The organism is Streptomyces sp. NPDC003284, assembly GCF_053589675.1.
Genome location: NZ_JBSFSI010000009.1, coordinates 118,482 through 143,000, shown reverse-complemented (window position 1 = coordinate 143,000; position 24,519 = coordinate 118,482). Strand labels below are relative to the sequence as shown.

General features: G+C 75.0%; 18 protein-coding genes and 1 pseudogene. 7 read left to right on the top strand and 12 right to left on the bottom strand.

The window, feature by feature from the left end:
* The first annotated feature begins 124 nt into the window (after positions 1-124).
* A complete protein-coding gene (locus ACWDYF_RS20740; RefSeq protein WP_389465118.1) occupies positions 125-1,687 on the top strand; it encodes a long-chain-fatty-acid--CoA ligase in 1,563 nt (520 codons plus the stop codon).
* A gap of 509 nt (positions 1,688-2,196) precedes the next feature.
* Here ACWDYF_RS20740 and ACWDYF_RS20735 read toward each other — a convergent pair.
* The 3 genes from ACWDYF_RS20735 to ACWDYF_RS20725 all read right to left on the bottom strand — a co-directional run bounded on the left by ACWDYF_RS20735 (position 2,197) and on the right by ACWDYF_RS20725 (position 4,934).
* Positions 2,197-3,168, bottom strand: a complete 972-nt coding sequence (locus ACWDYF_RS20735) for a trypsin-like serine peptidase (RefSeq protein ID WP_389464843.1) — start codon at positions 3,166-3,168, stop codon at positions 2,197-2,199.
* Positions 3,169-3,301: 133 nt separating this feature from the next.
* Positions 3,302-4,066, bottom strand: a complete 765-nt coding sequence (locus ACWDYF_RS20730; protein WP_389464846.1) for a glucose 1-dehydrogenase — start codon at positions 4,064-4,066, stop codon at positions 3,302-3,304.
* A gap of 82 nt (positions 4,067-4,148) precedes the next feature.
* Complete coding sequence (locus ACWDYF_RS20725) at positions 4,149-4,934, bottom strand: SDR family NAD(P)-dependent oxidoreductase (protein WP_381744375.1); 786 nt, start codon at positions 4,932-4,934, stop codon at positions 4,149-4,151.
* A 160-nt stretch (positions 4,935-5,094) separates the two neighbouring features.
* On the opposite strand from ACWDYF_RS20725, the gene ACWDYF_RS20720 reads away from it, so the two are divergent.
* On the top strand, positions 5,095-5,733 hold the full coding sequence (locus ACWDYF_RS20720) for a TetR/AcrR family transcriptional regulator (RefSeq protein WP_389464851.1): 639 nt from the start codon (positions 5,095-5,097) through the stop codon (positions 5,731-5,733).
* A 123-nt stretch (positions 5,734-5,856) separates the two neighbouring features.
* Here ACWDYF_RS20720 and ACWDYF_RS20715 read toward each other — a convergent pair whose 3' ends face one another.
* From ACWDYF_RS20715 to ACWDYF_RS20705, 3 genes are all read right to left on the bottom strand, one after another.
* Positions 5,857-7,194, bottom strand: a complete 1,338-nt coding sequence (locus tag ACWDYF_RS20715; RefSeq protein WP_389464854.1) for a dicarboxylate/amino acid:cation symporter — start codon at positions 7,192-7,194, stop codon at positions 5,857-5,859.
* 333 nt (positions 7,195-7,527) lie between these two features.
* On the bottom strand, positions 7,528-8,466 hold the full coding sequence (locus tag ACWDYF_RS20710; protein ID WP_389464858.1) for a serine hydrolase: 939 nt from the start codon (positions 8,464-8,466) through the stop codon (positions 7,528-7,530).
* Positions 8,463-9,557, bottom strand: coding sequence for a LysR family transcriptional regulator (locus tag ACWDYF_RS20705; RefSeq protein WP_389464863.1), 1,095 nt, complete (start codon positions 9,555-9,557; stop codon positions 8,463-8,465). The genes ACWDYF_RS20710 and ACWDYF_RS20705 overlap by 4 nt, the downstream gene beginning before the upstream one ends.
* Before the next feature lie 141 nt (positions 9,558-9,698).
* Between ACWDYF_RS20705 and bla the strand changes: the two genes are divergently transcribed.
* The gene (gene bla / locus ACWDYF_RS20700) at positions 9,699-10,634 is read left to right on the top strand and encodes a class A beta-lactamase (protein ID WP_389464866.1); all 936 of its coding nucleotides are present in this window, start codon (positions 9,699-9,701) and stop codon (positions 10,632-10,634) included.
* A 103-nt stretch (positions 10,635-10,737) separates the two neighbouring features.
* On the opposite strand, the gene ACWDYF_RS20695 is transcribed toward bla, so the two are convergent.
* Positions 10,738-11,628, bottom strand: a complete 891-nt coding sequence (locus ACWDYF_RS20695) for an alpha/beta fold hydrolase (protein ID WP_389464870.1) — start codon at positions 11,626-11,628, stop codon at positions 10,738-10,740.
* A gap of 104 nt (positions 11,629-11,732) precedes the next feature.
* On the opposite strand from ACWDYF_RS20695, the gene ACWDYF_RS20690 reads away from it, so the two are divergent.
* On the top strand, positions 11,733-12,164 hold the full coding sequence (locus tag ACWDYF_RS20690) for a winged helix-turn-helix transcriptional regulator (protein ID WP_389464873.1): 432 nt from the start codon (positions 11,733-11,735) through the stop codon (positions 12,162-12,164).
* Between the two features lie 7 nt (positions 12,165-12,171).
* On the opposite strand, the gene ACWDYF_RS20685 is transcribed toward ACWDYF_RS20690, so the two are convergent.
* Positions 12,172-13,650, bottom strand: a complete 1,479-nt coding sequence (locus tag ACWDYF_RS20685) for a glutamate-cysteine ligase family protein (RefSeq protein ID WP_037890494.1) — start codon at positions 13,648-13,650, stop codon at positions 12,172-12,174.
* A 365-nt stretch (positions 13,651-14,015) separates the two neighbouring features.
* On the opposite strand from ACWDYF_RS20685, the pseudogene ACWDYF_RS20680 reads away from it, so the two are divergent.
* Positions 14,016-14,276, top strand: a pseudogene (locus ACWDYF_RS20680) (SDR family oxidoreductase); the annotation flags it as partial.
* A gap of 97 nt (positions 14,277-14,373) precedes the next feature.
* Here ACWDYF_RS20680 and ACWDYF_RS20675 read toward each other — a convergent pair.
* Positions 14,374-15,945: an amidohydrolase gene (locus ACWDYF_RS20675; protein ID WP_389464878.1), complete on the bottom strand. Its 1,572-nt coding sequence runs from the start codon at positions 15,943-15,945 to the stop codon at positions 14,374-14,376.
* Between the two features lie 137 nt (positions 15,946-16,082).
* On the bottom strand, positions 16,083-17,576 hold the full coding sequence (locus ACWDYF_RS20670; protein ID WP_389464881.1) for an APC family permease: 1,494 nt from the start codon (positions 17,574-17,576) through the stop codon (positions 16,083-16,085).
* A gap of 150 nt (positions 17,577-17,726) precedes the next feature.
* Between ACWDYF_RS20670 and ACWDYF_RS20665 the strand changes: the two genes are divergently transcribed.
* The gene (locus ACWDYF_RS20665) at positions 17,727-18,332 is read left to right on the top strand and encodes a TetR/AcrR family transcriptional regulator C-terminal domain-containing protein (protein ID WP_381744385.1); all 606 of its coding nucleotides are present in this window, start codon (positions 17,727-17,729) and stop codon (positions 18,330-18,332) included.
* A gap of 42 nt (positions 18,333-18,374) precedes the next feature.
* Here the strand turns inward: ACWDYF_RS20665 and ACWDYF_RS20660 are convergent, their stop codons facing one another.
* Entirely contained in the window at positions 18,375-20,570 is a 2,196-nt protein-coding gene (locus tag ACWDYF_RS20660; RefSeq protein ID WP_389464886.1) for a SpoIIE family protein phosphatase, read from the bottom strand.
* A 180-nt stretch (positions 20,571-20,750) separates the two neighbouring features.
* Between ACWDYF_RS20660 and ACWDYF_RS20655 the strand changes: the two genes are divergently transcribed.
* Positions 20,751-21,200 (top strand): DUF523 domain-containing protein, encoded by a 450-nt coding sequence (locus ACWDYF_RS20655; RefSeq protein ID WP_381744387.1) that lies wholly within the window; start codon positions 20,751-20,753, stop codon positions 21,198-21,200.
* A gap of 216 nt (positions 21,201-21,416) precedes the next feature.
* Here the strand turns inward: ACWDYF_RS20655 and lanL are convergent, their stop codons facing one another.
* Positions 21,417-24,299 carry a class IV lanthionine synthetase LanL gene (gene lanL, locus ACWDYF_RS20650; RefSeq protein ID WP_389465121.1) on the bottom strand — a complete coding sequence of 961 codons (2,883 nt, stop codon included), beginning with the start codon at positions 24,297-24,299 and terminating at the stop codon, positions 21,417-21,419.
* Positions 24,300-24,519 lie beyond the last annotated feature (220 nt).

The window sequence follows — 24,519 nt, the reverse complement described above, 5'->3', positions numbered from 1 at the left end:
GTGAAGCCGCCCCCGCAGATGAAGATTCTTTTCCCGGATATCCGGAATTCGGCGGTCGCGGTACCGGAAAAGTGAAGAATTCGTGCCCGGCGTGCCCGGCTCCTCCGGCGGCGGGCGGCCGTTGATGACGGGCGGCGCGACCCTCTCGGCGGCCCATGTCCTCGGAGAATCGGCCCGGCAGTGGCCCGATGCCGTCGCACTGGTCGCCGACGGCACCCGCCTCGGCTACGGCGCGCTGTGGCAGGACGCCCTGCGCCATGCCGCTGCGCTGCGCGGGCAGGGCATCGGACCGGGCGACCGCGTGGCCCTGCTGCTGTCCAACACGGCCCGCTTCCCGAAGGCGTACTACGGAGTGCTCGCCGCCGGTGCCACCGTCGTACCGGTGAACGCCCTGCTGAGGACGGCGGAGATCACCTACATCCTGCGGCACTCGGGCGCGCGGGCGCTGCTCTGCGAGGGCTCGCTGCTGCCGGAGGGGGAGCCGGCGGCGCGGGCGGCGGGCGTACCGCTGCTCACGACGGCGGCCCCCGGCCGGTCCCCGTCCCTCGACGAACTCGCGGCACAATCAACCCCGTTGGACGCCGCCGTGCCGCGCGCCCCGGACGACATCGCCGTCGTGCTCTACACCTCCGGCACCACGGGCCGCCCCAAGGGCGTCATGATCAGTCATCTCAACCTGGTGCTGAACATCGACACGACGATGCTCGCGCCGTTCGCGATGCGCCCCGACGACGTGGTGCTGGGGTGCCTGCCGCTCTTCCACACCTTCGGGCAGGTCTGCGTCATGGGCACGGGCCTGCGCGCCGGGGCGCGGCTCGTGCTGATGCCCCGCTTCGACGCGCACGCGGCGCTCGACCTGATGACCGCCGAGCGCTGCACCGTCCTCATGGGGGTGCCGACGATGTACGTGGCGCTGCTCCAGGCGGTGCGCGACGGCGGCCGGCGCCCCGCCCTGGACCGGGCCTACTGCGGCGGATCGGCGCTGCCCGCCCGGGTCCTGGAGGACTTCGAGGCCGTCTTCGGCTGCCCGGTCCACGAGGGCTACGGTCTGACCGAGGCGTCCCCGTGCGTCGCCTACAACCACCCCGGCCGCCCCCGGGTGCCCGGCACCGTGGGACATCCCATCCGCGGCGTCGAGGTGCGGATCGCCCGGCCGGGCACCGCGGAGCGGATCGAGGCGCTGGCGGCGGGCGAGACCGGCGAGATCGTGGTGCGCGGCCACAACGTCATGGCGGGCTACCTCGACGACCCCGCGGCGACCCGGGCCGCCGTCGTCGACGGCTGGCTGCGCACCGGCGACCTCGGCGTGCTGGACGAGGACGGGCGCCTGACCGTCGTCGACCGGACCAAGGACACCATCGTGCGCGGCGGTTACAACGTCTATCCGCGCGAGGTGGAGGATCTGCTCGCCGCCCATCCCGCGGTGGCCCAGTCCGCGGTGGTCGGTGTGCCCGACCCCCGGCTGGGCCAGGAGGTGTGCGCCGTGGTCGTCCCGCGCCCGGGAAGCGCACCGGACGGCCGTCTGGCGGCGGACATCATCGCCTGGAGCAGGCAGCGCATCGCCGCCTACAAGTACCCGCGCCGCGTCGAGTTCGTCACCGCGCTGCCCCTCGGCCCCAGCGGCAAGGTCCTCAGGCGCCTGCTCGCCGAGGAGTTCGCCGGTGCTCCGCCGGCCACTGACGTCTGACAGGCGGCGCACACCGCCGGGCTGTCACAGCCTGCCTCCGAGCGGCTGACGGCCGGTGTGCGGACGGGGGAAGTGCGCGGGGGCCGCGGTCGGTGGCGGGCTCCCGCACCCGCACGGCGGACGTCCCGCACTGCCCGGGGGCGCGGTCCGGGCGGACACCGCGTGACGTGGCACCTCTCCCTATCGGCTCCTGGAAGGAACCGCTCGCCGCGCTGTCCCGGGACACCGAGACCTACAGCGTGGCGACCACCGACGGCATCGACATCTTCCAGTACTGGCGCGACGGCGCGTGCGTGGAGAACTTCGAGCCCGGTGCCGAGCACATCCGGCCCGAGCGGACCGGGCCCTGGTGGGACCGGGTGGAGGCGGCCCTCGCCGCGCACGCGGGCGAGGGCGCCGGGATGGCGCCCGTGGTGGCGCTCGTCCTCGGCCGCCTCGGCATCGCGCTCGACGACGACACCCTCGCCGGTGAGGGACCGGTGCCGCCCGCGGGCCGTTCGGCGGTCCGCTCAGGACGACGGGCCCGCGGGCGCGGCGCCGGTCGTCGCGTCGCGGTAGAGCGCGCGGGTGGCGGGGCCGAAGACGGCGCTGTAGGAGACCTGCGAGGTGTTCCCGCCGGTGTGGTAGCCGCCGATCACGCCGACCACCGCCCAGCCGCCGAACCACGGCACCAGCATCGGCCCGCCGCTGGTGCCGCCCACGAACGCGTCGCACGGGATGCGCGGGAAGGTGCCGGGTTCGGCCGGATCGTCGCTCACCCAGGCCGTCGTCCGGCTCCAGCACTCCAGCGGCCGCTCGGCCCCCGCCGGATATCCGATCATGCGCACCGGGGCGTGCTCGTACCCGGTGCCGGTGAGCAGCCGCACCGCCCCGACCGCGTCCTCCAGCGTGGTCCCGTCCTCGTTGGGCCCGGTGACGGCGAAGGCGAAGTCGTACTCGGCCCCGGCCTGCGCGCCCAGATCGTAGTACTGCCGGGGGACGTAGACACCGTTGTCGCGGACCGGGAAGACGCCGAAGGGCTTCACTCCGTCGTGGAACTGCGGGACGAAGGCCAGATGCCGCTTCGGTGAGGCGCCCGAGTAGCCCTTCAGGCAGTGCCCGGCGCTGAGCACGAGCGAGCGGCCGGGGCTGTGCACCACGGAGCCGCTGCACGTGCGGCCGGTGCCGGTGGAGTCGGTCCAGAAGAACGTCCCCGCCTGCGGGATGCCGGTGAAGCTCCGGCTGGACGGGATGTGCTCACCGGGCCGCGGTCCGTCCACCGCGGTGGGGGCGGCCCGTCCGGAACCGGCGCCCTGCGCGGCGGAGGCGGACAGGGCCGCCGCGGTCCTGGCCGGTGTCCAGTAGGCGTCGAGCCGGGCCGCGGCGGAGGCCGGGCCCGCCGTCTCCGGGGCGGCGGAGGCCGCCGGGGAGAGTCCGGCGCAGAGCAGCAGGGCCGACGCCCAGGCGGCGGTGAGTCGGGCGATCCTTGTACGGCGCACCATCAGTTCCCCTCGGAGCGGACACAAGTGACGGTTCACCATACGGTGGCGACGCGTCCCCGGGACCGCCCTCGCACCGGGTGTCGGCACGTGTGGCAAGTCCGCCGCCCGAGCGGCCCGCAGGCGACCGCCCGGCTCACTCGCCCATGACGTACCGCACGGTCGGACCGGTGGTCCAGCCGCCGTCCACGGCGAGTTCGGCGCCCGTCACGTACGACGCCGCGTCGGACAGCAGATAGACGACGGCGCTCGCGATCTCGTGCGGCTCGCCGACCCGGCCCATCGGCGTGTTGGGGTACCGGCCCTCGCCACGCTCGATGCCGACCGAGGCGGTCATCGGGGTGTATGTCATGCCCGGGTGCACCGAGTTGACCCGGATCCGGGCCGTGCCCAGCTCCACCGCGCCGATCTTCGTCAGCCCGCGCACCCCCCACTTGGAGGCGCCGTAGCCGGCCGTCAGCGCGAGTCCCATCAGGCCCGCCGCGGAGGAGATGTTGACGATCGAGCCGCCCCCGGCCTCCTTCAGGGCGGGGATCACGGTCCGCATGCCGATGAAGACACCCGTGAGGTTGATGTCGAGCACCTTGCGGAAGTGCTCGACCGACTCGGACTCCAGCAGCGCGCCGGTCGAGATGCCGGCGTTGTTGACGAGCCCGTGCAGCGCGCCGAACTCCGCCACGGCGAAGTCGGCGACGTCCTGCCACTCGCGCTCCGAGGTGACGTCGTGGCGCCGGAAGCGGGCGGCGGTGCCCAGCCCGGCGGCGGTGGCCTCGCCCTCCTCCTCCAGGACGTCGGTGATCACCACGTTGGCTCCGGCGGCGACGGCCTGCCGCGCCGCCTCGGCCCCGAGGCCGCGCGCTCCGCCGGTGACGAGGACGGTCCTGCCGGTGAGGTCGTTCATGATGTGCTCCTTGGGGGTCGGGATCCGGGTCGGGCTCGGGGTCCGCGGGCGCGGACGCCCGTCCGGGCCCGCGGACGGCCGGTCAGAAGTGGGTGCCGCCGTCGACGCGGACCTCGGTGCCGGTGATGAACCGGCCGTCCTCGCTCGCGAGCATCGCGACCACGGACGCCACCGTCTCCGGGCCGGCGAAGCCCTGGCCGAGCGCCGGGGAGAGCTTCAGGAACAGGCTCATGTCGGCGTCCTCGGGCAGCCCGGGGCCCGCGCTCTGCCCGCTGGCGCCGCTGCCGTCGGTCATGCCGGAGGAGATGGAGCCCGGCTGCACGGCGGTGAAGCGGATGCCGCGCCCCGCGTACTCGGCGGCCAGCGCGTGTGTCATGGACTGGATGCCGCCCTTGCTCGCCGCGTACGCCGCCATGTACGGGTGCGCGAACACCGCCGACGTCGAGCTGAAGTTGACGACCGCGGCGTCCCGCCCCGCCAGCAGCGCGGGCACGCACTCGCGGATCACCAGGAAGGTGCCGACGAGGTTGACCCGGAGGACCCGGGTGAAGGCGTCCAGCGTCGTCCGGTCGGTGTGCGAGGAGCGCAGGATCCCGGCCGCGTTGACCAGGACGTCCAGACCGCCGAGCGCGGCGACGGCCGAGGCGGCTCCGTCGCGTACGGACGTCTCGTCGGCCACGTCCATGACGAGCGTGGTCAGCCGGTCCGCGTGGGCGCCGGCCTTCGCGACGGTGTCCTTCAGGCCCTGCTCGCTGACGTCGGCGGCCACGACGGTGCCGCCCTCCGCGAGCAGGCGCAGCACGGTGGCCTGCCCGATGCCCGAACCACCGCCGGTGATCAGCGCGCGGCGGCCTTCATAGCGGTTCATGTGTGTCTCCAGCCCGGCCCCGGAACGGCTCACGGGGCCCTACGGCACCGGCCCTCTTGCCGCCGGTGCTCTCGATGCCGTCACGGTACGCCTCGATGGCACGATTTGCCACCTCGTCCAGATGTGCCGGACGACACGTGCGAGGCGTAGGATTCCGCGGGTGAGCACCAAGCCGTCCGCCACCCTGACCGAGCGCCGCAAGGCGGCCACACAGCTCGACATCGCCCACGCGGCGGCCGAGCTCTTCGCCACCCGGGGCCCCGACGGCACGACGGCCGAGGAGATCGCCCGGCGGGCGGGCGTCGCGCTGCGCACCTTCTACCGCTACTTCCGCTCCAAGCAGGACGCGGTGAGCCCGCTGCTCGCCGACGGCGCCGACCGCTGGCGGGCGCTGCTGGCCGCCGCCGAACCGGGGACCCCGCTCCGAGAGGCACTGGAGCGCGCGGCCGGGCAGGCCCTCGCCACCCCCGACGAGGACGCCGTACGGGCGCTGCTGCGCACCCGAGGGCTGCTGCGCGCGGCGGCGGACGACCCCGCGCTGCGCGCCGTCTGGTACCGGGTGAACCAGGAGTCCGAGGAGCGGCTCGTCCCGGTCCTCGCCCGGCTCGCGGGCCCGGACGCCGACCCGCTCGACGTACGCCTCGCGGCCGCCGCCGCCACCGACGCCATCCGGATCGCCCTGGAGACCTGGGCCGCCACCGACGCCGGCACCGAGGGCCCCGCCTCCCCGACCGCCCTCGCGACCCGCTGCCTGCGCGCCCTGACGGGCGGCACGGCGCCCGGGGAGCGGCGCGTCTAGCACTGCCCGGGAGGCGCGGCGCGCCGTGCTGCAAAAACGTTCCGCCCCCGCCGGGTCAGACCCGGCGGGGGCGGAACGTGGAAGTGTGTCCCGGAGCGGAGCCGGGCGGGAGGTGCGGTGGGGTCAGCCGGCCGCGGGGGCCACCTGCCGGGGGTCGTCGTAGACGCTCTCCACCTCGTCGACCGGAGAGGCCGAGGCGTTGTCGTACTTCGCGTGGTCGAGGATGTTCTCGCGGGCGGAGACCAGGACCGGGATGAGCGCCTGGCCCGCGACGTTGGTCGCGGTGCGCATCATGTCCAGGATCGGGTCGATGGCGAGCAGCAGACCCACGCCCTCCATCGGCAGTCCGAGGGTGGACAGGGTGAGCGTCAGCATGACCGTCGCTCCGGTCAGACCGGCGGTGGCCGCCGAGCCGATCACCGAGACGAAGGCGATGAGCAGGTACTCCTTGACGCCCATCTGCACATCGAAGATCTGCGCCACGAAGATCGCGGAGATGGCCGGGTAGATCGCCGCGCAGCCGTCCATCTTGGTCGTCGCGCCGAACGGCACGGCGAAGGAGGCGTAGTCCTTCGGGACGCCGAGGCGGATCGCCGACTGCTGGGTGACCGGCATGGTGCCGACCGAGGAGCGGGAGACGAACGCGAGCTGGATGGCCGGCCAGGCGCCCTTGAAGAACTGGATCGGGTTCAGCTTGGCGACGGTGGCGAGCAGCAGCGGGTACACGCCGAACAGCACCAAGGCGCAGCCGACGTAGATGTCCACGGTGAAGGTCGCGTAGTTGCCCAGCAGGTCCCAGCCGTACTGCACGATGGCGCGGCCGATGAGGCCGGCGGAGCCGATCGGGGCGAGCAGGATCACCCACCACAGGGCCTTCTGGAGCAGTTCGAGGATCGACTCGGACAGGGTGAGGATCGGCTGCGCCTTGGCACCGATCTTGAGGATCGCGATACCGGCGACCACGGCCATGAAGACGATCTGGAGGACGTTCAGCTCGGTGAAGGGCGTGACGACGTCCGTCGGGATGATCCCGGTCAGGAAGTCGAGCCAGCTGCCGGAGTGCTCCGGCTTGGCACCGTCGGCCGCGGTGAGGTCCGAGCCGGAGCCCGGGTTGGAGACCAGGCCGATGACCAGCCCGATCACCACCGCGATCAGCGAGGTGATCATGAACCAGAGCAGGGTGCGGCCGGCCAGGCGCGCCGCGTTGTTGACCTTCCGCAGATTGGTGATGGACACCATGATCGCGAAGAAGACCAGCGGCGCCACGGCCAGCTTCAGCAGCTGGATGAAGATGCCGCCCACCTTGTCGAGCGTGGTGGCGAGCCAGGCCACGTCGTAGGTGCGGGCGACGAAGCCGAGGGCCAGACCGACGACGAGGCCGATCAGTACCTGGGCCCAGAAGGGGACGGGTATCCGGAACCCTGACTTCGAGGGCTGCGGATCAGCGGTGTTCGCGGACACGGACACACTCCAGTAGGAACGCGTGGGGGCGGGACGAGCGGGACGTACATACAGGAAGCAGCGACCGTGGGAGGGTGTCAACGGCGCCGCTGCATCGGGGAGTTCGCGGTCAGGCGCGACAAGCCGCGGACAGGCAGCGGCAGAGATCGACGTGCAGGCGCGCCACGAGCGGTACGCCCGGGGCGGCGCGGCGAGCGCCGTGGTCGGCGTCGGCGCGGTGCGCGGCTGCTGTCTTCATGGCAGAAACGTTAACACTTGTACTTTGAGAACCTCAAAGCGAGTCTTTGGTCAGCCGGGCGCCGAAGGTCTCGCCGTGCCCGCGCCCCGCTCGGTTCAGCGCCGCAGCGCCTCGAACGCGTCGCGCGCCGCGGCCCCGATGGCGAGGTCGATGTCCGGGGCCAGCGCGGCCCGCCGGTCGGAGCGGGTGAGCGCGGCGACGGCCACCCGGTGCCCGGAGTCGGCCTCCACCACCCCGACCTCGTGCCGCAGATGCAGGAACGTGCCGGTCTTGCCGCTCACCCGCAGCGTGTCGGAGCGCAGCTCGCTCGCCAGCCGCTGGGTGAAGAGCTGCGCCCCCATCAGCCGGCGCAGCTCCGCGGTCGCCGGGGGCCGGGAGATCTCGTCCCGCCATACGCGGTGCAGCAGATCGACGAGGGCCGTGGCGGTGCCCGCGTTGGCGTGCGCCGGGTCCAGCGTCCGCAGGGTGTGCCGGCCCGAGCGGTCGTCGCGCACGGCCAGCTCCAGGGCGAGGGAGAAGTCGTTCCCCGCGGCTCCGGCGGCGCACTCGTACATCAGGTTCATCCGGTGCCGTACCCGCAGGTCTCCGCAGTCCCAGGCGCGCAGCCGGGCGTCGACCTCCGCCACCGGGACCAGATCGAGGAGCGCGTCCGCGCCGGCGTTGTCGCTGACCGACATCATCAGGTGCAGCAGGTCACCGACGGCCACGGTGGCGGGGTGCCGGAACGCCGCGAGCCCCGTGGGGCCCACACTGCTGGTGGCCGGGTCGACCGTCACCGGGAGCGCGGCGTCCAGGTGGCCGGACGCGATCCGGTCCAGCACCACCAGGGCGAGCGGGACCTTGACGACCGAGGCGAGCGGCACGGGCACGGCGGCGTCGAATCCGAGCTGCGCGCCGGTGTCGATGTCCCGGGCGAGGAACGAACCGCGCACACCGAGCGCCGCCCAGTCCGCCGCGACGGCCTCCGCGACATCGAGCAGCGCGCCCTCACCGACGAGCTGCGCGGGGCGGCGGTACGGGGGACCCGCGCTCATCCGTGTGCCGCCAGCCGCGCCGGGGCGTCCGCGTCCCGGTCCCCGTCTCCGCTCCCGCCGCCGTCCCCGTCCCCGGCGGCCGACCGGGCCGCCGCCGCACCCGGCGCCGCCGCGCCGGCCCCGGACGCCAGCACGGTCGCCAGCCAGTGGGGCACCTGGGCGGCGGCCGGCTGCCGCTCGCTCGCGCGCGGGGCGTACCCCCGGTGCAGCGAGGTGTCGTGCAGCGGCGCCCAGGTGAGGCCGTGCAGCCGGGCGAACGGTTCGGTGCACAGCAGCCGCACCCGCCCGGCCAGGGTCTCCGCGAGCGCGGTCGCGACCGGACCGGCCGGGCGCAGCAGGCCCTCGGGCAGCCCGGCGCGCGCCATGGCGCGGCCGAGCCGGTCCGCGGCGAACGGCACCTGGTCCTCGGCGAGCAGGAGCAGCGCGAGCGGCGCCCGCCCGTGCGCCGTGCCACGGCCCCGCCGGGGCCGCAGATCCTCCAGATGGACCGCGCCCGCCGCCCGGGACGCGGGCGGGCCGCCGGGCCCACCGCCGTCCCGCGCTCCTGATCCGGCCGGTGCGTGCGGTGGGTGCGGTGCGTCTGGTGTGGACGGTGCGTCCGGTGCGGGCGTGCTGCCCAGGCCCAGCGGCACCCGCAGCGGCGCGTTCTCCGGGGGCACCCGCACCAGCGCGTACGCCAGCGAACCGTCGGCCAGGCCCGCCTCCCGCCGCTCCGGCGGCAGCTCCTGCACACCGAGCGCGACGCCGTGCTCGGCGCCCGCGCGGATCACGCGCGCCAGGGCGGCCGGTCCGCAGTCCACCGGCATCCCGACGGTGCGCACCGCCGAGCGCCGGGCCGACCGCGCGGCCCGCCGCAGCCGCTCGGCCCGTTCCAGCACGTCCTGGGCGTACGGCAGCAGCAGGACGCCGAACTCCGTGGTCGCCACCTGCCGGTGCGAACGGTCGAAGAGGAGTCCGCCGAAGTGCTCCTCCAGCGTCTTGATCCGGCGGCTGAGGAGGGGCTGGGCGATCCCGAGGCGGTCGGCGGCCCGGGAGAAGCTCGCCTCGTCGACGGTCGCGACGTACGCCTCCAGGTGCGCGAGCAGATCCATGGCTCTTTCATATCAATAAGTTATGGGATCTTCAATGTTCACTCTTGGACATGAGTGGGCTCCCGCTGCTTCGCTGTCCGCGTCGGCGGCCCCGGGCGGCCGACGGGGGAACAGCGAACGGACGACGGGAGAACTCCGCACATGACCAGTGACAGCCCTCTGCGGCGGCGCGGCCTGCTCAAGGCCGGTGCCGTCCTCTCCACCGCCGGGCTCGCACCCGCCGTGACGGCCGCCCGCGCGACGGCGGCTCCCGCGGCCGGATCCGCGGCGGCGTCCGGTGCCCGCCGGGCCACGGACGCGCTGCGCGCGCTGGAGGAGCGCTACTCCGCCCGCCTCGGCGTCCACGCCCGCAACACCCGCACCGGGCAGAGCGTCGGGTACCGGGCGGGGGAGCGGTTCGCCCTGTGCTCGACCTTCAAGGTGTTCGCCGCCGGGGCCGTGCTGCGCGACCACGCGGGCAGCGCGCCGCTGGACAAGGTCGTCCGCTACCCCGACCGGGACATCCTGCTCAACTCCCCGGTCACCCAGGAGCATGTCGGCAGCGGCATGACCGTCGGCGAGCTGTGCGCGGCGGCGATCCGCCACAGCGACAACTGCGCCGGGAACCTGCTGCTGCGCGAGCTGGGCGGCCCGGCCGGGCTCACCGCCTTCTTCCGTTCGCTCGGTGACCGGGTGAGCCGGCTCGACCGCTGGGAGCCCGACCTGAACAGCGCGGGCCCCGGCGAGCTGCGCGACAGCACCACCCCTGAGGCGCTCGGCGCGAGCCTGGAGCGGCTGACGGTGGGCGACGAGCTGCCCGGCGCCGCCCGCGAACAGCTCCTGACCTGGCTCAAGGGCAACACCACCAGCGACAGGCGCTTCCGCGCCGGACTGCCGCGGGGCTGGGTCGTCGGCGACAAGACCGGCACCGGGGACTACGCGTCCGCCAACGACATCGGCGTCGCCTGGACCACCCGCGGCACCCCCCTCGTGCTGGTGGTGCTGACGTCGAAGGACGCGCCGGACGCGACCGTGGACGAGGCGCTGATCGCCGATGCGGCCGCCGTCCTGGCGGACGTCCTCGCCCCGGGCGAGTGACGGAGGCGGGCGCCCTCGCGGGGGCGCCCGCACCCGGTCAGCGGCCGCTCCCCGCAGAGCGGCCGCTGGCCGCGGCCACCGTCCCCCTCGACCCGGAGGACGGTCACCGCCCGGCGGCCAGGAACGGCAGCAGCAGTTCCAGCAGCGCGTCCGGGCGGTCGAGCGGGACGATGTGCCCGCAGTCCGCGAGGACGTGCCCGGTCAGACGGTCCGCGTACGGCCGTAGCTGGCGTTCCAGCGCGCGGCCCACCGGATGGGCGCCGATCGCCAGCGCGGGAACGGTCAGCCGGGCCCCGGCCACCGCCGCGCGGAGCTGCCGGCCGGACACGGCCGTCGCCCGGTACGGACCGAACGCGCCGCGCAGCGCCTCCGTGCCGGTGTACGCCGCGACGAACGCGTCCCGGACGTCGGGCCGCACCCCGCGGCCCAGCGTGCCCCGGTCGAGGAACCACTCCACATACGTCCGCTCGTGCCCGGCGAGCACGGACTCCGCCAGCCCCGGCTCGCCGTGGAAACCGAACCACCAGGGCGGGCCCTGGGCGAGGAACTCCTCGGCACCGGGCAGGCCGCCCAGCAGCGATTCCATCACCACCAGCCGGCGGACGAGGCCCGGCCGCCGCATCGCCAGCAGGAAGGCGGGCGGGGTACCGGCGTCGATGCCCACCACCGCGGCGGAGGCCACGCCCAGCGCCGCGAGCAGCTGTTCCGCGTCGTCCGCCAGGGTGCCCGCGTCGTAGCCGTCCGCGGGCCGGTCGCTGTCCCCGAAGCCGCGCAGATCGGGGGCGATCACCCGGTGACCGGCGGCCAGCGCGCCGATGACGTCGGTCCACAGCCGCCAGGTGTGCGGGAAGCCGTGCAGCAGCAGGACGGCCGGGCCCCGCCCGGCCAGCGCCACGTTCAGCCCGACACCGCCCGCCCTGACCCGGCGCAGTGTGACCTCGGCGGGCCCGGAACGCGTGGCCAGCGTGACGGTCGTGGGGGACAGGGCACCCATGGGCGCTCCCTCGGGTAGCTGGTAACCAATGGTGACAAGGCAACGGTAGGTAACTAGGCTGAGCGGTCCAAGACGGCACTTTCCCCTCAGGTGGTGAGCTCCAGGTGACCTCCCGGGCCACGGGCCCCGCCGCTCCCGGCCCCGCCCGCGGACGCGGCGACGTGTTCGACCCGCACTGCCCGACCCGTGGACTGCTCGACCGGATCGGCACCAAGTGGACGTCGATGGCGGCCAAGGTCCTGGCGGAGCACACCCCGGGCGGACATGCCCCGGGCGAGGTGCGCTTCGGGGAGCTGCGGCGGCGGATGCCGGGCGTCTCGCAGAAGATGCTCTCGGTGACCCTGCGGAACCTGGTCCGCGACGGCCTGGTGGCGCGCCGCGTCGAGCCCTCGGTGCCGCCCGCCGTGCACTACCGCCTCACACCTCTGGGGCGGTCGCTGGAAGAGGTGCTCGCGGCCGTCCGGACCTGGGCCGAGGAGCACATGGCCGAGGTGGACCGCGCCCACGCGGCGAGCCGGGAGGACGACGGAGGATGAGGCGCCGTCAGTCCACCGGCCAGGTGTGCACCGGCGCGTTGAGGTGCATGTAGTCGGTGTAGACCTGCGTCATCCGGCGCAGGGACTCATGGCGCCCGGCGCCGCCGGCCGTGTCGAGCCGGTGGAACATCTCCTTCTGCCAGACCGCGCCGTTGCGCCCGGTCACGCACCGCTGCTCGATGACACCGAGCAGCGGCTCCCGCCAGGCCGCGTCCATGCCGGAGCGCTCAAGTCCCTCGTGGGCCAGCGGCAGCAGGCGCCGCAGCACCAGTTCGGCCACCGGGACCTCGCCGGTACCCGGCCAGTACAGCCTGCTCTCGATGCCGTGCCGCGCCGCCGTGTGGAGGTTGTCCTCGGCTGCCGAGAAGGACATCCGCGACCACACCGGCCGGTCCTCCTCCACCAGGGCCCGGGTGAGCCCGTAGTAGAAGGCCCCGTTGGCGAGGGTGTCGGCGACGGTCGGCCCGGCCGGCAGCACCCGGTTCTCCACCCGCAGGTGCGGCTTGTCCTGGGAGACGGCGTAGACCGGGCGGTTCCAGCGGTAGATGGTGCCGTTGTGCAGGGTCAGCTCGGCCAGCTCGGGGACGTCGCCCCGGTCCAGGGTCTCGCCGGGGTCCTGCTCGTCGCAGAGCGGCAGCAGCGCGGGGAAATAGCGCAGATTCTCCTCGAAGAGGTCGAAGACGCTGTTGATCCACCGCTCCCCGAACCAGACCCGGGGCCGCACCCCCTGCACCTTGATCTCCTGCGGGCGGGTGTCGGTGGCCTGCTCGAACAGCGGGATCCGCGTCTCGTGCCACAGCTCCCGGCCGAACAGGAACGGCGAGTTGGCCGCCAGCGCGACCTGGACCCCGGCGACCGCCTGCGCCGCGTTCCAGTAGCCGGCGAACTCCTCCGGGGACACCTGGAGGTGGAACTGGGTGCTGGTGCAGGCGGCCTCGGGCGTGATCGTGTCGGCGTACGTCCGCAGCCGGTCGACGCCGTCCACCTCGATGTGCAGGTCCTCGCCCCGGGCGGCGAAGACCTGGTCGTTGAGCAGCCGGTAGCGCGGGTTCTCCGACAGCGCCTGCTGCCCCACGTCCTCCTGCCGCAGCGTGGGCAGGATCCCGATCATGATCAGACGGGCGCCGACCGACCGCGCGCGCCGGTCCGCGTGGTTCAGCGCGCCGCGGATCTCGGACTCCCAGGCGTCGGGCCCGCCCGCTGTCAGGGTCCGGGGCGGGATGTTGGTCTCCAGGTTGAACCGGCCCAGCTCGGTGGCCCAGGCGGGGTCCGCGATGGCCTCCAGCACGTCGACGTTGCGCATCGTGGGCTCGGCCCGGTCGTCGACCAGGTTCAGCTCGATCTCCAGGCCCACCTGCGGACGCTCGGACTCGAACCGCGACGCGCGCAGCATCTGCGCGAACGCGTCGAGGCAGTCCTGCATCTTGATCCGGTACCGGCGGCGGTCCTCACGGGTGAAGACCATCGCCGGGACGTCCCGTCCCATCGGCGCTCCCCGGTCGACTCGGCCTCTCCTCGGGCACCTGCTCTCGGGCGTCTGTCCTGCGGCGCCCGCCGTCGGGCACCGCCCCGGGCGCCTCACCGCCCGGCTCACCCCAGCGTCGCATCACCGGCCCGCTCCGACCACGCGGGACCGGCGCACCCCCGTGTCCGGCCGCCCCGGGCCCGGTCCGTGTACCACCCGGGCCCGCTGCGCGCCGGTCGGCGGCCGCGCCGCGCCACCCGGCGCCCCGGTGCGCCGCGCGCCGTGATTCCCGCACGGCACGGCACACGCGCGGCACACGGCTGGTACACGCGAGGAGGACGTCATGGTCGACACCCCGGACAAGACGCTCGACGGCAAGATCGCCTTCGTCGGCGGTCCTGAAGAAGCCGATGACCGAGATCACGGAGGAGGAGTACGACCGGCTGTTCGCGGTCAACTCCAAGGCCGCGTTCCTCGTCACCTCCCTGCTGGCCGCCTGCACCGGCCTCTACGCGCACAAGTCGTCGGCGATGCACGGCGAGCTCACGAAGATCGAGGACATCGTCCCGTGGGTGCGCCAGCTGCTCACCGACGGCTGGTGGGCCAACGGCCGGACGCTCTTCCTCAACGGCGGCCACACCACACGTCGACGGCGGGCGGCCTGGCCCGCGACGGTCCGGTGCGCGTCGTACGAAGCGGCCGTGGTACGTGGCGCTGCGCGGAGCCGACGGCCCCGGAGCGGGATCACATCCCCCGGTGCACGATGTGCCCGCCGGTCACCGTGAGCCGCACGGGTGCCTCGGCGACCTCGTCGGCCGGTGCCTCCACGGGGTCAAGGCCCAGTGCGGTCAGGTCGGCCCGGAACCCCTCGCGGATCCGCCCGGCGCGGGCCTGCTCCCCGGCGGCGACGGCCGCGTGGGTGGTGCAGCCCTCCAGGGCCATGAGACCGGTGAGCCCGGCGCGCGCCGAGGCCGCTCCCCGGGGGGCCCGCGCGGTGGCCAGGACGGCGCGGACGTCGTGGTGGGCGACGGGCCAGTCCGAGCCGAGCGCGACGACCGCGCCCGCGTCGCGCAGGTCGCGCAGCCGCCAGGCCCGCAGCGCGCGTGCCTCGCCCAGCCGCAGGGACCACTCGTCGGAGTGGTCGGCGCGGGTGTACGCGGTGTGCGGGGGCTGCATGGAGGCGATCACGCCGAGCCGGGCGAAGCGCGCGAGGGTGCCGTCCGGGACCGACTCTATGTGTTCGACCCGGTGGCGGAGGCGGGCGCCCGCGCCCAGTGTCTCCACGGTGTCCAGGACATGCCGCACCGCCGCGTCCCCGATGGTGTGCGTCGCGGTGCGCACCCCGGCCCGGTCCAGGTAGCGCACGGCGTCGCTGTAGGCGGCCGGGTCCGGCCAGAACGCCTCGGTGCCCTGCCCGTGGCAGTCGGGGTGCTCCAGCCAGGCCGTGCCGCCCTCGACGGTGCCGTCCATGAAGAACTTCACCCCGGCGATCTCCCAGTGGCGCCCGCCCCGGCCCTGGAGCGCGACCAGTTCCGCCGGCTCCCGCTGCCCGGCGCCCGGCATGCACCACGGCGCGAAGCGCAGCCGCAGCGGCAGCACGGTGTCCTCGGCGACCTCGCCGACCAGGTCGGGGTCGCCGAGGTCCATGACATGGGCGCCGGTGAGTCCGGTGGCCGCCATGGCGGACAGCAGTTCGACCAGTCGGGCGCGCCGCGCGGCCTTCGACGGCTTGGGCATGACCGCGGTGACCAGGTCCATCGCGGCGTGCTCGACCAGATGCCCGGTCAGGCGCCCGTCGGGGTCCGTGGCGAGGTGGGCGCGCTGGGCGAAGGCGCGCGGGCCGGTGACGCCCGCCGCCTCCAGCGCCGCCCCGCTGGCCAGGGCCGAGTGCGCGTCGTACAGCCGCAGGAAGGCAGGCGCGCCGTCCAGGACGTCCTCGATCAGCGCGCGGTCCACGGGCCTGCCGCCGAACACGTTGTGGTCCAGGCCGAAGCCGACGACCCAGCCCTCCACGCGCTCCGCGCGGGCGAGCGCCGCCCGCAGTCCGCCGAGGTCGCGGACCGCCGACAGATCGGTGCCGGTGGTCATCTCCAGGCCCATCACGGGGTGGCTGTGGCAGTCCACCAGGCCGGGTACGACATGCGCGCCCGCCAGGTCGACGACCTCGGTGGCGGGGCCCCGCCAGTCGCGTACGTCGGTGTCGTCGCCGACTGCGGCGATCAGGCCGTCGCGGACGGCGACCGCGGTGGCGTGCGGACGCCCGGGGTCGAGGGTGCGGACCCGGGCACCCGTGAGGACGAGGTCGGCGGTGGGCATGCGGAGGACTCCTCGGTCGATGGAACGGCGGTGCGGTGGAGCGGAGTTGAGGCTGACGGGGGACGGGGGACGGGGGACGGGGGACGGGGGACGGGGGACGGCGAAGGGGGAAGGGGGAAGGGGGGAAGCGGGCGGGCTCAGGGGGCGTCGGCCGCTCCGGTGTCGTCGGCCGGTTCGGCGGCGAACCGCTCGTAGACGCCGGGCCGGTGGCGGCGCAGCCAGCGGGCGAGCGGGAAACCGGCGAGGAAGATGAGCGGGACCACCGCCACCAGCGCGGTGTTCACCGCCGCCGACGCCCCGGTGAACAGATCGAGATGGGTGACGACCAGCACGATCGCGGCGGACAGGAGCACCGCGGCGGTGACGGGCGCGACCACCGTGCGCAGCACCCCCTCGTGGTGGCTGACACGCTGGAAGTACAGCGGCACGGCCAGCGCGGCGAGCAGTTGCAGCACCAGCAGCCCCAGCATGCCGGGGGTGTTCACCCACAGCAGCAGTTGCTGGTAGGGGTCCGCTCCGGCGGCGGCGAAGGCGAGCACCACGGCCGCGCCCAGCACGGTCTGGGCGATCCCGGTGACGTAGGGGGAGCGGTGGCGCGGGTGGACGCGGGCCAGCGCCCGGGGGAGCACGCCCTCCTCGGCGAGGGCGAGGCCGTAGCGGTTGATCGCGTTGTGGAAGGCGAGCAGGGACGCCAGGACGCTGGTGACGATGAGGACGTGCATGGTGTCGGCGGCCCAGCCGCCCACGTAGGTGCTGATCGCGGAGAAGAACAGCCCGGCCGGGTCGTCGCCCGCGGCCCGCACCACCTCGGCGTCGCCGAACGCCTGGATCGCGATCCACACGACGAACGCGTAGAACAGGCCGAGGAAGCCGACGGCGAGATAGGTCGCGCGCGGCACCGTGCGTGCCGGGTCGCGGGCCTCGCGGCGGTAGATGACGGTCGACTCGAAACCGGTGAACGCGGCGAACGCGAAGGCGAGCACCGCCGCCATGCCGGGCACCAGCACATGGGACGGGGCGAAGGAGGACGCCGACAGGCCGTGCGCTCCGCCCTTGAGGAGGACACCGGCGGCGAGCAGCACGAGGATGCCGGTCTCGGCGGCGAGCAGGACGCCGAGGATCTTGGCGCCGAAGTCGATGGAGCGGTAGCCGCCGTAGCCGATGAGCAGCAGCCCGGCGAGCGAGACGGGCAGCCAGGGCACATGGGCGCCGGACAGGGCGTGCACGGTGTCCTGCGTGGCGGTGCCGAGCAGCCCGTAGACGCCGATCTCCATGCCGTTGTAGCCGAGCAGGGCGAGCAGCGCGGCCCCGATGCCGACGCGTCTGCCGAGCCCGCGGGTGATGTACGCGTAGAAGGCGCCGGCGCCCCGGACGTGGCGGCTCATGGCGGTGAAGCCGACGGCGAAGACGGCCAGGGTGAGCCCGGCGAGCAGATAGCCGACCGGGGCGCCGACGCCGCCGAGCAGGATGGCGAGCGGGGCGACCCCGGCCATGACCGTGAGCGGAGCGGCGGCGGAGACCACGAAGAAGGCGATGTCGCTGGTGCCCAGCGTGCCGGGACGCAGGGTGGGCGCGCCGGGCGCGGCGGCGCCCGGATCGCTGTGGCGGGGGCTTGGGGTGGTGACGGGCATGGGCGGTGAGCCCTTCTGGCGGCGGGCGGCGAGGAGGGGGAGGGCAGGCGTGCGGGATCTCCGGAGCCCGTAAATCTAAAGGCTTTCGGTTTCCGCAATGTAACCTTCCGTTCGAACGGATGGGAAGACCCCCGAGGGAGGAACCACGACATGGGGCGCCCGCGCACGGCCCTGCTCGACCGCGAACGCATCACCACGACGGCACTCGGACTCCTGGACGCCCAGGGCGAGTTCAGCGTCCCGCAGATCGCGCGGCGGCTGGGGGTGCAGACCGGCTCGGTGTACCACCACGTGGACGGCCGGGACGGCATCGTGGAACTGGTGCGGGAGCGGATCAGCGAGGCCATCGACACCGCGCCGCTGGACACGCGCCCCTGGGACGTCGCCCTGGCGGGCTGGGCCCGCTCCTACCGCGCCGCCTTCGCCGCGCACCCGCGCGCCATCCCGCTGCTGATGACGCACCCGGTGCGGGCCCCGCGCGTCCTGGAGCAGTACGAGCGGGCCGTCGCCCTGCTGCTGGAGGCGGGCTTCGCCACGGCCGACGTCATGCGCGTCATCACCGCCCTGGAGAACGCCGTCCTCGGCTCGGCGCTCGACCTCGCCGCTCCTGAGGCCATGTGGGAGATCACCGACGCCGCCGCCACCCCGCGGCTGGCCGAGGCCCTGGACGCGGTCCGCGGCAACCGCGCCGACCAGGCCTTCGAACTCGCCCTGGAGGGCGTGCTCGACGCCGCCCGGAGGCTCCCGGAGCGGTGAGCCCGCGCCGCCTCCCGCCGCTCGGGACGGCCGCCGCCCCGGTCACGCCCGCCGCGGCGGCCCGGACGGCGCGCCGGTGGCCCTGAGCAGCAGCAGCGTCGTGTCGTCGGCGCCCTGGCGGTGGCCCTGCAACAAGGTCTCGGCGACCTCGTCCAGCGGCGTACCGGGCCGCCCGGCGGCGGCCAGGCGGCCGGCGAGCCCGGACAGCACCCGCTCCGGGTCGGAGCCGGGCACGTCCGTGAGACCGTCGGTGTACAGGGCGAGCACCGCGCCTTCGGGCAGGCACAGCCGCAGATGCGGATAGGCCGCCGCCGGATCGATGCCCAGCAGCAGCCCGCCCGGCGCGTCCAGGGCCTCCACCCGCCCGTCCGGGTGGCGCAGCAGCGGATGCGGATGCCCGGCCCGCGCCAGGACCAGGCGGTGGCGGCGCGGATCGAGCCGCAGGAACACGGCGCTGGCGAGCAGTTCGGTGTCGAGCGCGGTCAGCAGCCGGTTGGTGAGGCCGAGGACCCGGCGCGGATCGGCGCCGCCCGCCGCGTGCGCCCGGACCGCGGTACGGATCTGGCCCATGAGCGCGGCGGCCGGACCGTTGTGCCCCTGGATGTCGCCGATGACGGCGGCGGCCCGGTGGTGGCCGAGGGTGATCAGGTCGTAGAAGTCGCCGCAGACGGTCATGCCCTCGGCCGCGGGCAGATAGCGCACGGCGGTCTCCAGACCGTGGATGCGCGGCAGCCGCCGGGGCAGCAGCGCGTCCTGGAGATCGCGGGCCAGGCCGCTGGCGGTGTCGTACCGGCGGGCCCGCGCCAGCGCCTGCGCGATCAGCCCGGCCAGGGCCGTGAGCGTGGCGCGCTCCTCCGGCGCGAACCGGCGCGGCCGGTCGTACGACAGGACGCACGCGCCGACCTCGCGGTCCGGCGTCAGCAGCGGCAGCACCGCCCAGGCGGCGCCCGGCGCGAGCGCGGCGTGCCGCGGATAGCGGCGGGCGATGTCCCGGCGGGTCTCCAGGAAGAGCGGTGTCCCCGTGGCCAGGGCCCGGGTGCCGGGCGTCTCCGCGTCCGCCGCGGGGCGGTCGATACGGTCCAGGGCGCCGGGCGGATACCCGTGCGCGCCGACCACCCGCAGCCGCCCGTCCCCCTCCAGCGCCAGCAGCACCGCGCGGGCGGCGCCGAAGACGGGCAGCATCTCCTCGGCGACCAGCCGCACCACGTCCCGCACCCCGGTGGCGTCGGCCAGCGCGCCCACCAGGTGCAGCACGTGGTAGACACCCGCCAGCCGGTCCGGCGCCCGCGGCCGCAGTTGCTCGAAGGGCTGCGGCGGCCGGGGCTCGGGCGGCCGGGGTTCCGGACCGGTCTCCGTGACGCGCGCCGTGATGCCGGAGGCGTCCGGATACAGCTGGAAGCGCAGCCACCGGTCCGGGGGACGCAGCACCGTGAACGCGGCCGGCTGCCGGCTCATCGCCGCCGCCCGGTACCACTCCTCGTACACCGGATGGTCCAGCCACGGCAGCGCCCGCCACACCACCCGGCCCACCAGCTCCGCGGCCGGCAGACCCAGCAGGGCCGCCGCCGCGGGCGTGGCGAGCGTGATCCGGCCGTCGGCGTCCAGCGCGCACACCCCCTCCGGCAGCCGCGCCAGCGCCGAACCCTCCGGCAGCGGGCCCGCCGGGGGCGCGGTGCCCGGCAGGACCAGGGGACCGGCCGACGGCCGCACCGGCGCTCCGGAGGCCCCGGCGTGCGCGGCGACCCGGGCGAGCGCCGAGGCCGCGGCGAGCAGCCGTTCGCGCTCGGCGGCGCTCAGCCGCCGCTCACGCGACCCCGCCCAGTTCACGAACAGGCCGCCGTGCACCTCGCGGCCCACGAGGAGCGGACGGCAGGCGAACGCCAGCGGGTACGGCATGATCAGCGCCGTCCGCGGATAGCGCAGGGCCATCTCCTGCGCGCCGTCCACCCACACCAGCTTCCGCTCGCGCACCGCCTCGGCCACCCCGACCGGGGCGTCCAGCCGGATCCGGCGCCAGGGTCCCGCGAACTGCGGCGGCAGACCGGTGTAGACGGCCAGTTCCAGCGCCTCACCGGCCGCGTCCAGCAGATACACCCCGCCGCCGTACGCGCCGAGCCCCGCCACCGCCCCCGTCAGGCACACGCCCAGCTCGTGCAGGACCGCGCGGTCCCCGCCCGCGGCGCGGGAGTACTCCGGCTCCGTGTCCGGAGCACCGCGTACAGCGGAGTCATCGCACATAGGCACCACCCTGCGGGCCGCCGCGGACCGCTCGGGTCCGGGCCGCGACCGGTCGCCGGGGGCCGGGTGCGCCCGGCGCCCGACTCCCACTATTCCACCAGACATCCGGACGGACGGCCCGGCCTTCGGCCCCGCACACCGCCCGCCCGCCCCGCCCGGCGCGCTCGCTACCCTGGAGGCATGGAAGCGATCCTGGTCAGCGCGTGTCTGCGCGGGGTGCCCTGCCGGTTCGACGGACGGCACAAGGCGTCGGCCGTGTTCGCCGAGGCGGTGGCCGGACGGGACGTCGTCCCCTTCTGCCCGGAGGTCGCGGGCGGCCTCGCCACCCCGCGCCGCCCGGCGGAACTGGTGGGCGGCGACGGGCACGACGTGCTCGACGGGACGGCGCGGGTCGTGGACGACACCGGGCAGGACGTCACGGAGCAGTTCGTGGCCGGTGCCCGCCGGGCCCTCGCGGTCGCCCGGCGCACCGGCTGCGGCGAGGCGCTGCTGATGCCGCGCAGCCCCTCGTGCGGACGCGGCACCGTCCACGACGGTTCGTTCACCGGGGAACTGGTGCCCGGGGACGGGGTCACGGCCGCGCTGCTGGAACGCGCCGGGATCACCGTGCGGCCCGCGCCCGGGGTCTGACCCCGCCCGCACGGACGGCGGCCCGCGCGCGGACACGGCGGCGGTGGCCCGCACCCGCCGTCGCGGGTGCGGGCCACCGTGCGGTACCGCGGGGTGCGCCGGGTCAGCAGACCGTCGTGAAGGTGGGCACCTGGGCCGCGGCCCGCGGGATACACGGGGTGTCCTCCTCGGCGGCGATCTCCTGGGGCAGGCGCTGCAACTCGTCGAGGTCCTGGGTCATCTGCGATCTCCTCTCGTGAGTACCCCGGACTCCCCGGGCGGGAGCGGGGCGTCGCACGGTCCGCGCCCTGGCGCGCGCACCGCGGTCGAAGGGGCTGCCCGGGGCGGATCCGGCAGCCAGAGGCGCGGCCCGCCGTGCAGCAGCCGCAGCAGGAAGCCGAGGACCCCGCCGAGACCGGTGTGGTGGCCGGTGCTCACCTCGCGCAGGGTGTCGTCGGCCGGGAGGAGCAGTCCGCCGCGCAGCGCCGTACGGCTCAGGACCGCCTCGACGGCGTCGTGCGCGCGCCCGCGGTACCGGTCCTCGCCCGTGGCGTCCGCCAGGTCGAGCAGCAGTTCCGCGTTGCCCGCGACGCCGTGGCAGGAGGAGGGCGGCAGCAGCCGGCGGTCGGCGTGCACCGCCTCGGCGGCGCCCCGCGCCGCCCGCAGATACCGGCCCTCGCCGGTGGCCTGCCACAGCCGGAGCAGGAGGACGCCGACACCGGAGGCACCGCTGCACCAGTTGGTCAGGGGCACGGTGTCGTCCGGGCCCGCCGTCCAGCGCAGCGCGCCGCGGTCCTCGACGGCGGCCGCCGTCAGCGCGTCCCCGGCCCGCACCGCCGCCTCCAGGTACCGGTCCTCGCCGGTGGCCCGCGCCGCCTCCAGCAGGAACGTGCCGATGCCCGCCGTGCCGTGCGCGAACCCGTGGTGGACCACGGGCCGGGCCGCCGGACCGTCCTCGGAGGGCACCGTCCAGCGCGGCCCCGAAGGGCCGTCCGCGGCGGCGGCGAGGATCCCCTCGGCGCAGCGCCCGATCCGCTCCCGGAAGCGCTCGTCCCCCGTGCGCGCCAGGAAGTACGCCTGGGCGAGCCCGGCACCGGCCGTCCCGTGCACCACGTCCGGCACGGGTCCGGTGACCGGGACGCGCAGCGCCGTGTCCCGGGCCGCCGCCACCAGCTCGCTCTCGCCCAGCAGCAGCCCGGCGTCCAGCAGGGCCCAGGCGGTGCCGGAGCGCCCGAAGTGCAGTCCGGGCAGCAGCCGGGGCTCGCGCGCCGCGCGCCGCAGCGTCCGGTCCGCCACGGTGCGCACGGCCGCGCGCAGCCGCTCGTCCCCGGGCCGGGCCCGTGCGGCCGAGGCCAGCACCCCCAGCAGCCCGGCGGAGCCGTAGTAGAGGTTGCAGGGGTCGGTGGTGGCGGCGAACCCCTCGGCGGGCCAGAGCCGTTCGGGATCGTCCGGGCGCAGGGTGTCCAGCAGATGGCGCAGTCCGTCGCGCAGCAGGCGCTCCGCGTCCGCGCCGGGGGTGGCGGCCGGTCCGTGCGGGGCGCGCACGAGCCGGGGACCGGCCGGGTGCGCCGCCGGGCCGTCGGTGAGGAAGGCCCGCGCCCGCCGGAGGGACCAGCGGCGCTCCGGCTCCTCGTGCAGCAGCCCGAGGACGAGCGGGGCCAGGCGGCGCGCGGTCGCGCTGTGCCGGGCGACGGCGGCGAGGCGGCCCGCCAGCCGCACCCGCGCGGACCGCACGGGCGGCAGATCGGGCGCCAGCAGGGGTTCCGTGCCCGTCGCCAGCAGGAAGAGCACGGCGCCCAGCGCGTACAGGTCGGCCTCGGGGGCGGGCAGCGCGCGGCAGCCGGGGCGCGGGTCCCACTGCTCCGGGGCGCCGTAGCCGTGGGTGCCGCCGCCCGGCGCGGGGTGACCGGCGCGTGTCGCCAGCTCCAGGTCGACCAGGCGCAGTCGGCCGTCCGGCGCGACGAAAACGTTGTCAGGGGTCAGATCGCGCAGCACCACGCCGTGCGCGTGGACACGGGCCAGTACGTCCGTCAGCCGCCGGGCCAGGTCCAGCACCGCCTCCCACGGCGGCGCCGCGCCCCCGCTCCTGGCGCGCAGGTTCCACAGCCGCAGCGGGACGCCCTCCAGGAACTCCTCCACCAGGAACACATGGCCGTCCTCGGGGAGGAAGGCGACCTTGCGCGGGGCCAGGCCGAGCGGCGCGAGCAGGTCGAGCATCTCGCCCTCGTTGCGCAGCAGATCGCGTACGTCCGTGCCGAGCGGGGTCGCGTCGATGTGCGCCCGGCCCTGCTTGACGACGACCTCGGCGCCCGTGAGCCGGTCGGTCGCCCGGAAGACACCGCCCTTGGTGCTGTGCCGCAGCGCCCGCCGCACGACGAACCGGTCGCCGATCACCACGGACGGGGGCTGCGCCGGACGGGCGGAGGACGCCTTCGGGGGAGCGTCCGTCCGCGCGGCCCGGTCGGCTTCCGCCGCCCGGCCGGCCGCGGCGGCCTCCTCGAAGGGGTCGGGAATTCCGGCGGGGGGCGTGTACCAGGGCTCGCGGACGTCGGGCACCCGCCGCCCGGCGGCATCGACGACGGTCGGCCGGTAGACACCGTTGTCACCGAGGACCCGGGCGGCCCGGAACCCGCCGTACCGGTAGTGCACCAGGCTGCCCGGACGGAAGGGCCGGTCGGAGAGGATCCGGGGACCGGCCAGGCGGGCGGTCGCCTCGTGCAGCTCGGCCGCCAGCGCGGCCAGGTCCCGGCCGCCGTCCGGATAGACGGTGATGAATTTCCCCGCCGAAGCCCGGTCGTATTGCCGGGACACCAATTCGCGGACCCGTTCCGCGGAAGCCGCGACTTTGAAAGCGATGCCGTGCGGGACCAGTATTCCGGCGACTTTCCCAAGGATTTCCGCGGCACCGGCCGGTGTGGCCGACACATGGATTTTCCAGCCTTGCCCGGGAAGCTCTCCGCCGACCGGTTCCGCCTGGCACCACAGGTCGTCCCGGGTGATCCGCCAGATGCGGCCGCCGGTGGCAGGCTCCTGCGTGAACGGCGTGAGGACGGCGACGGGGTCGAAGAGGGAGGCCGGACGGTCCGCCCGCAGTGGGTGTCCCGAGACCTGGTCCACCATGTCCGACGTCACCCCGCAGCCTCCGAGTCCGGTGTTTCCCGTAGGTGGAACGCTGCTGCGATCATCACCGTCCGGAGGAGCCCGGAAACCATATGGCCAGGCAAAGAAAGGGCAAATCCAGAAAGCGGGAACTGTCTTGTCGCGGAAAAGGCCGATGGTGCCGTAATTTCCCAATTTGGTGGAGCGATCGGCGTATCGCCGTGTCGTGAGGATGCCCCTG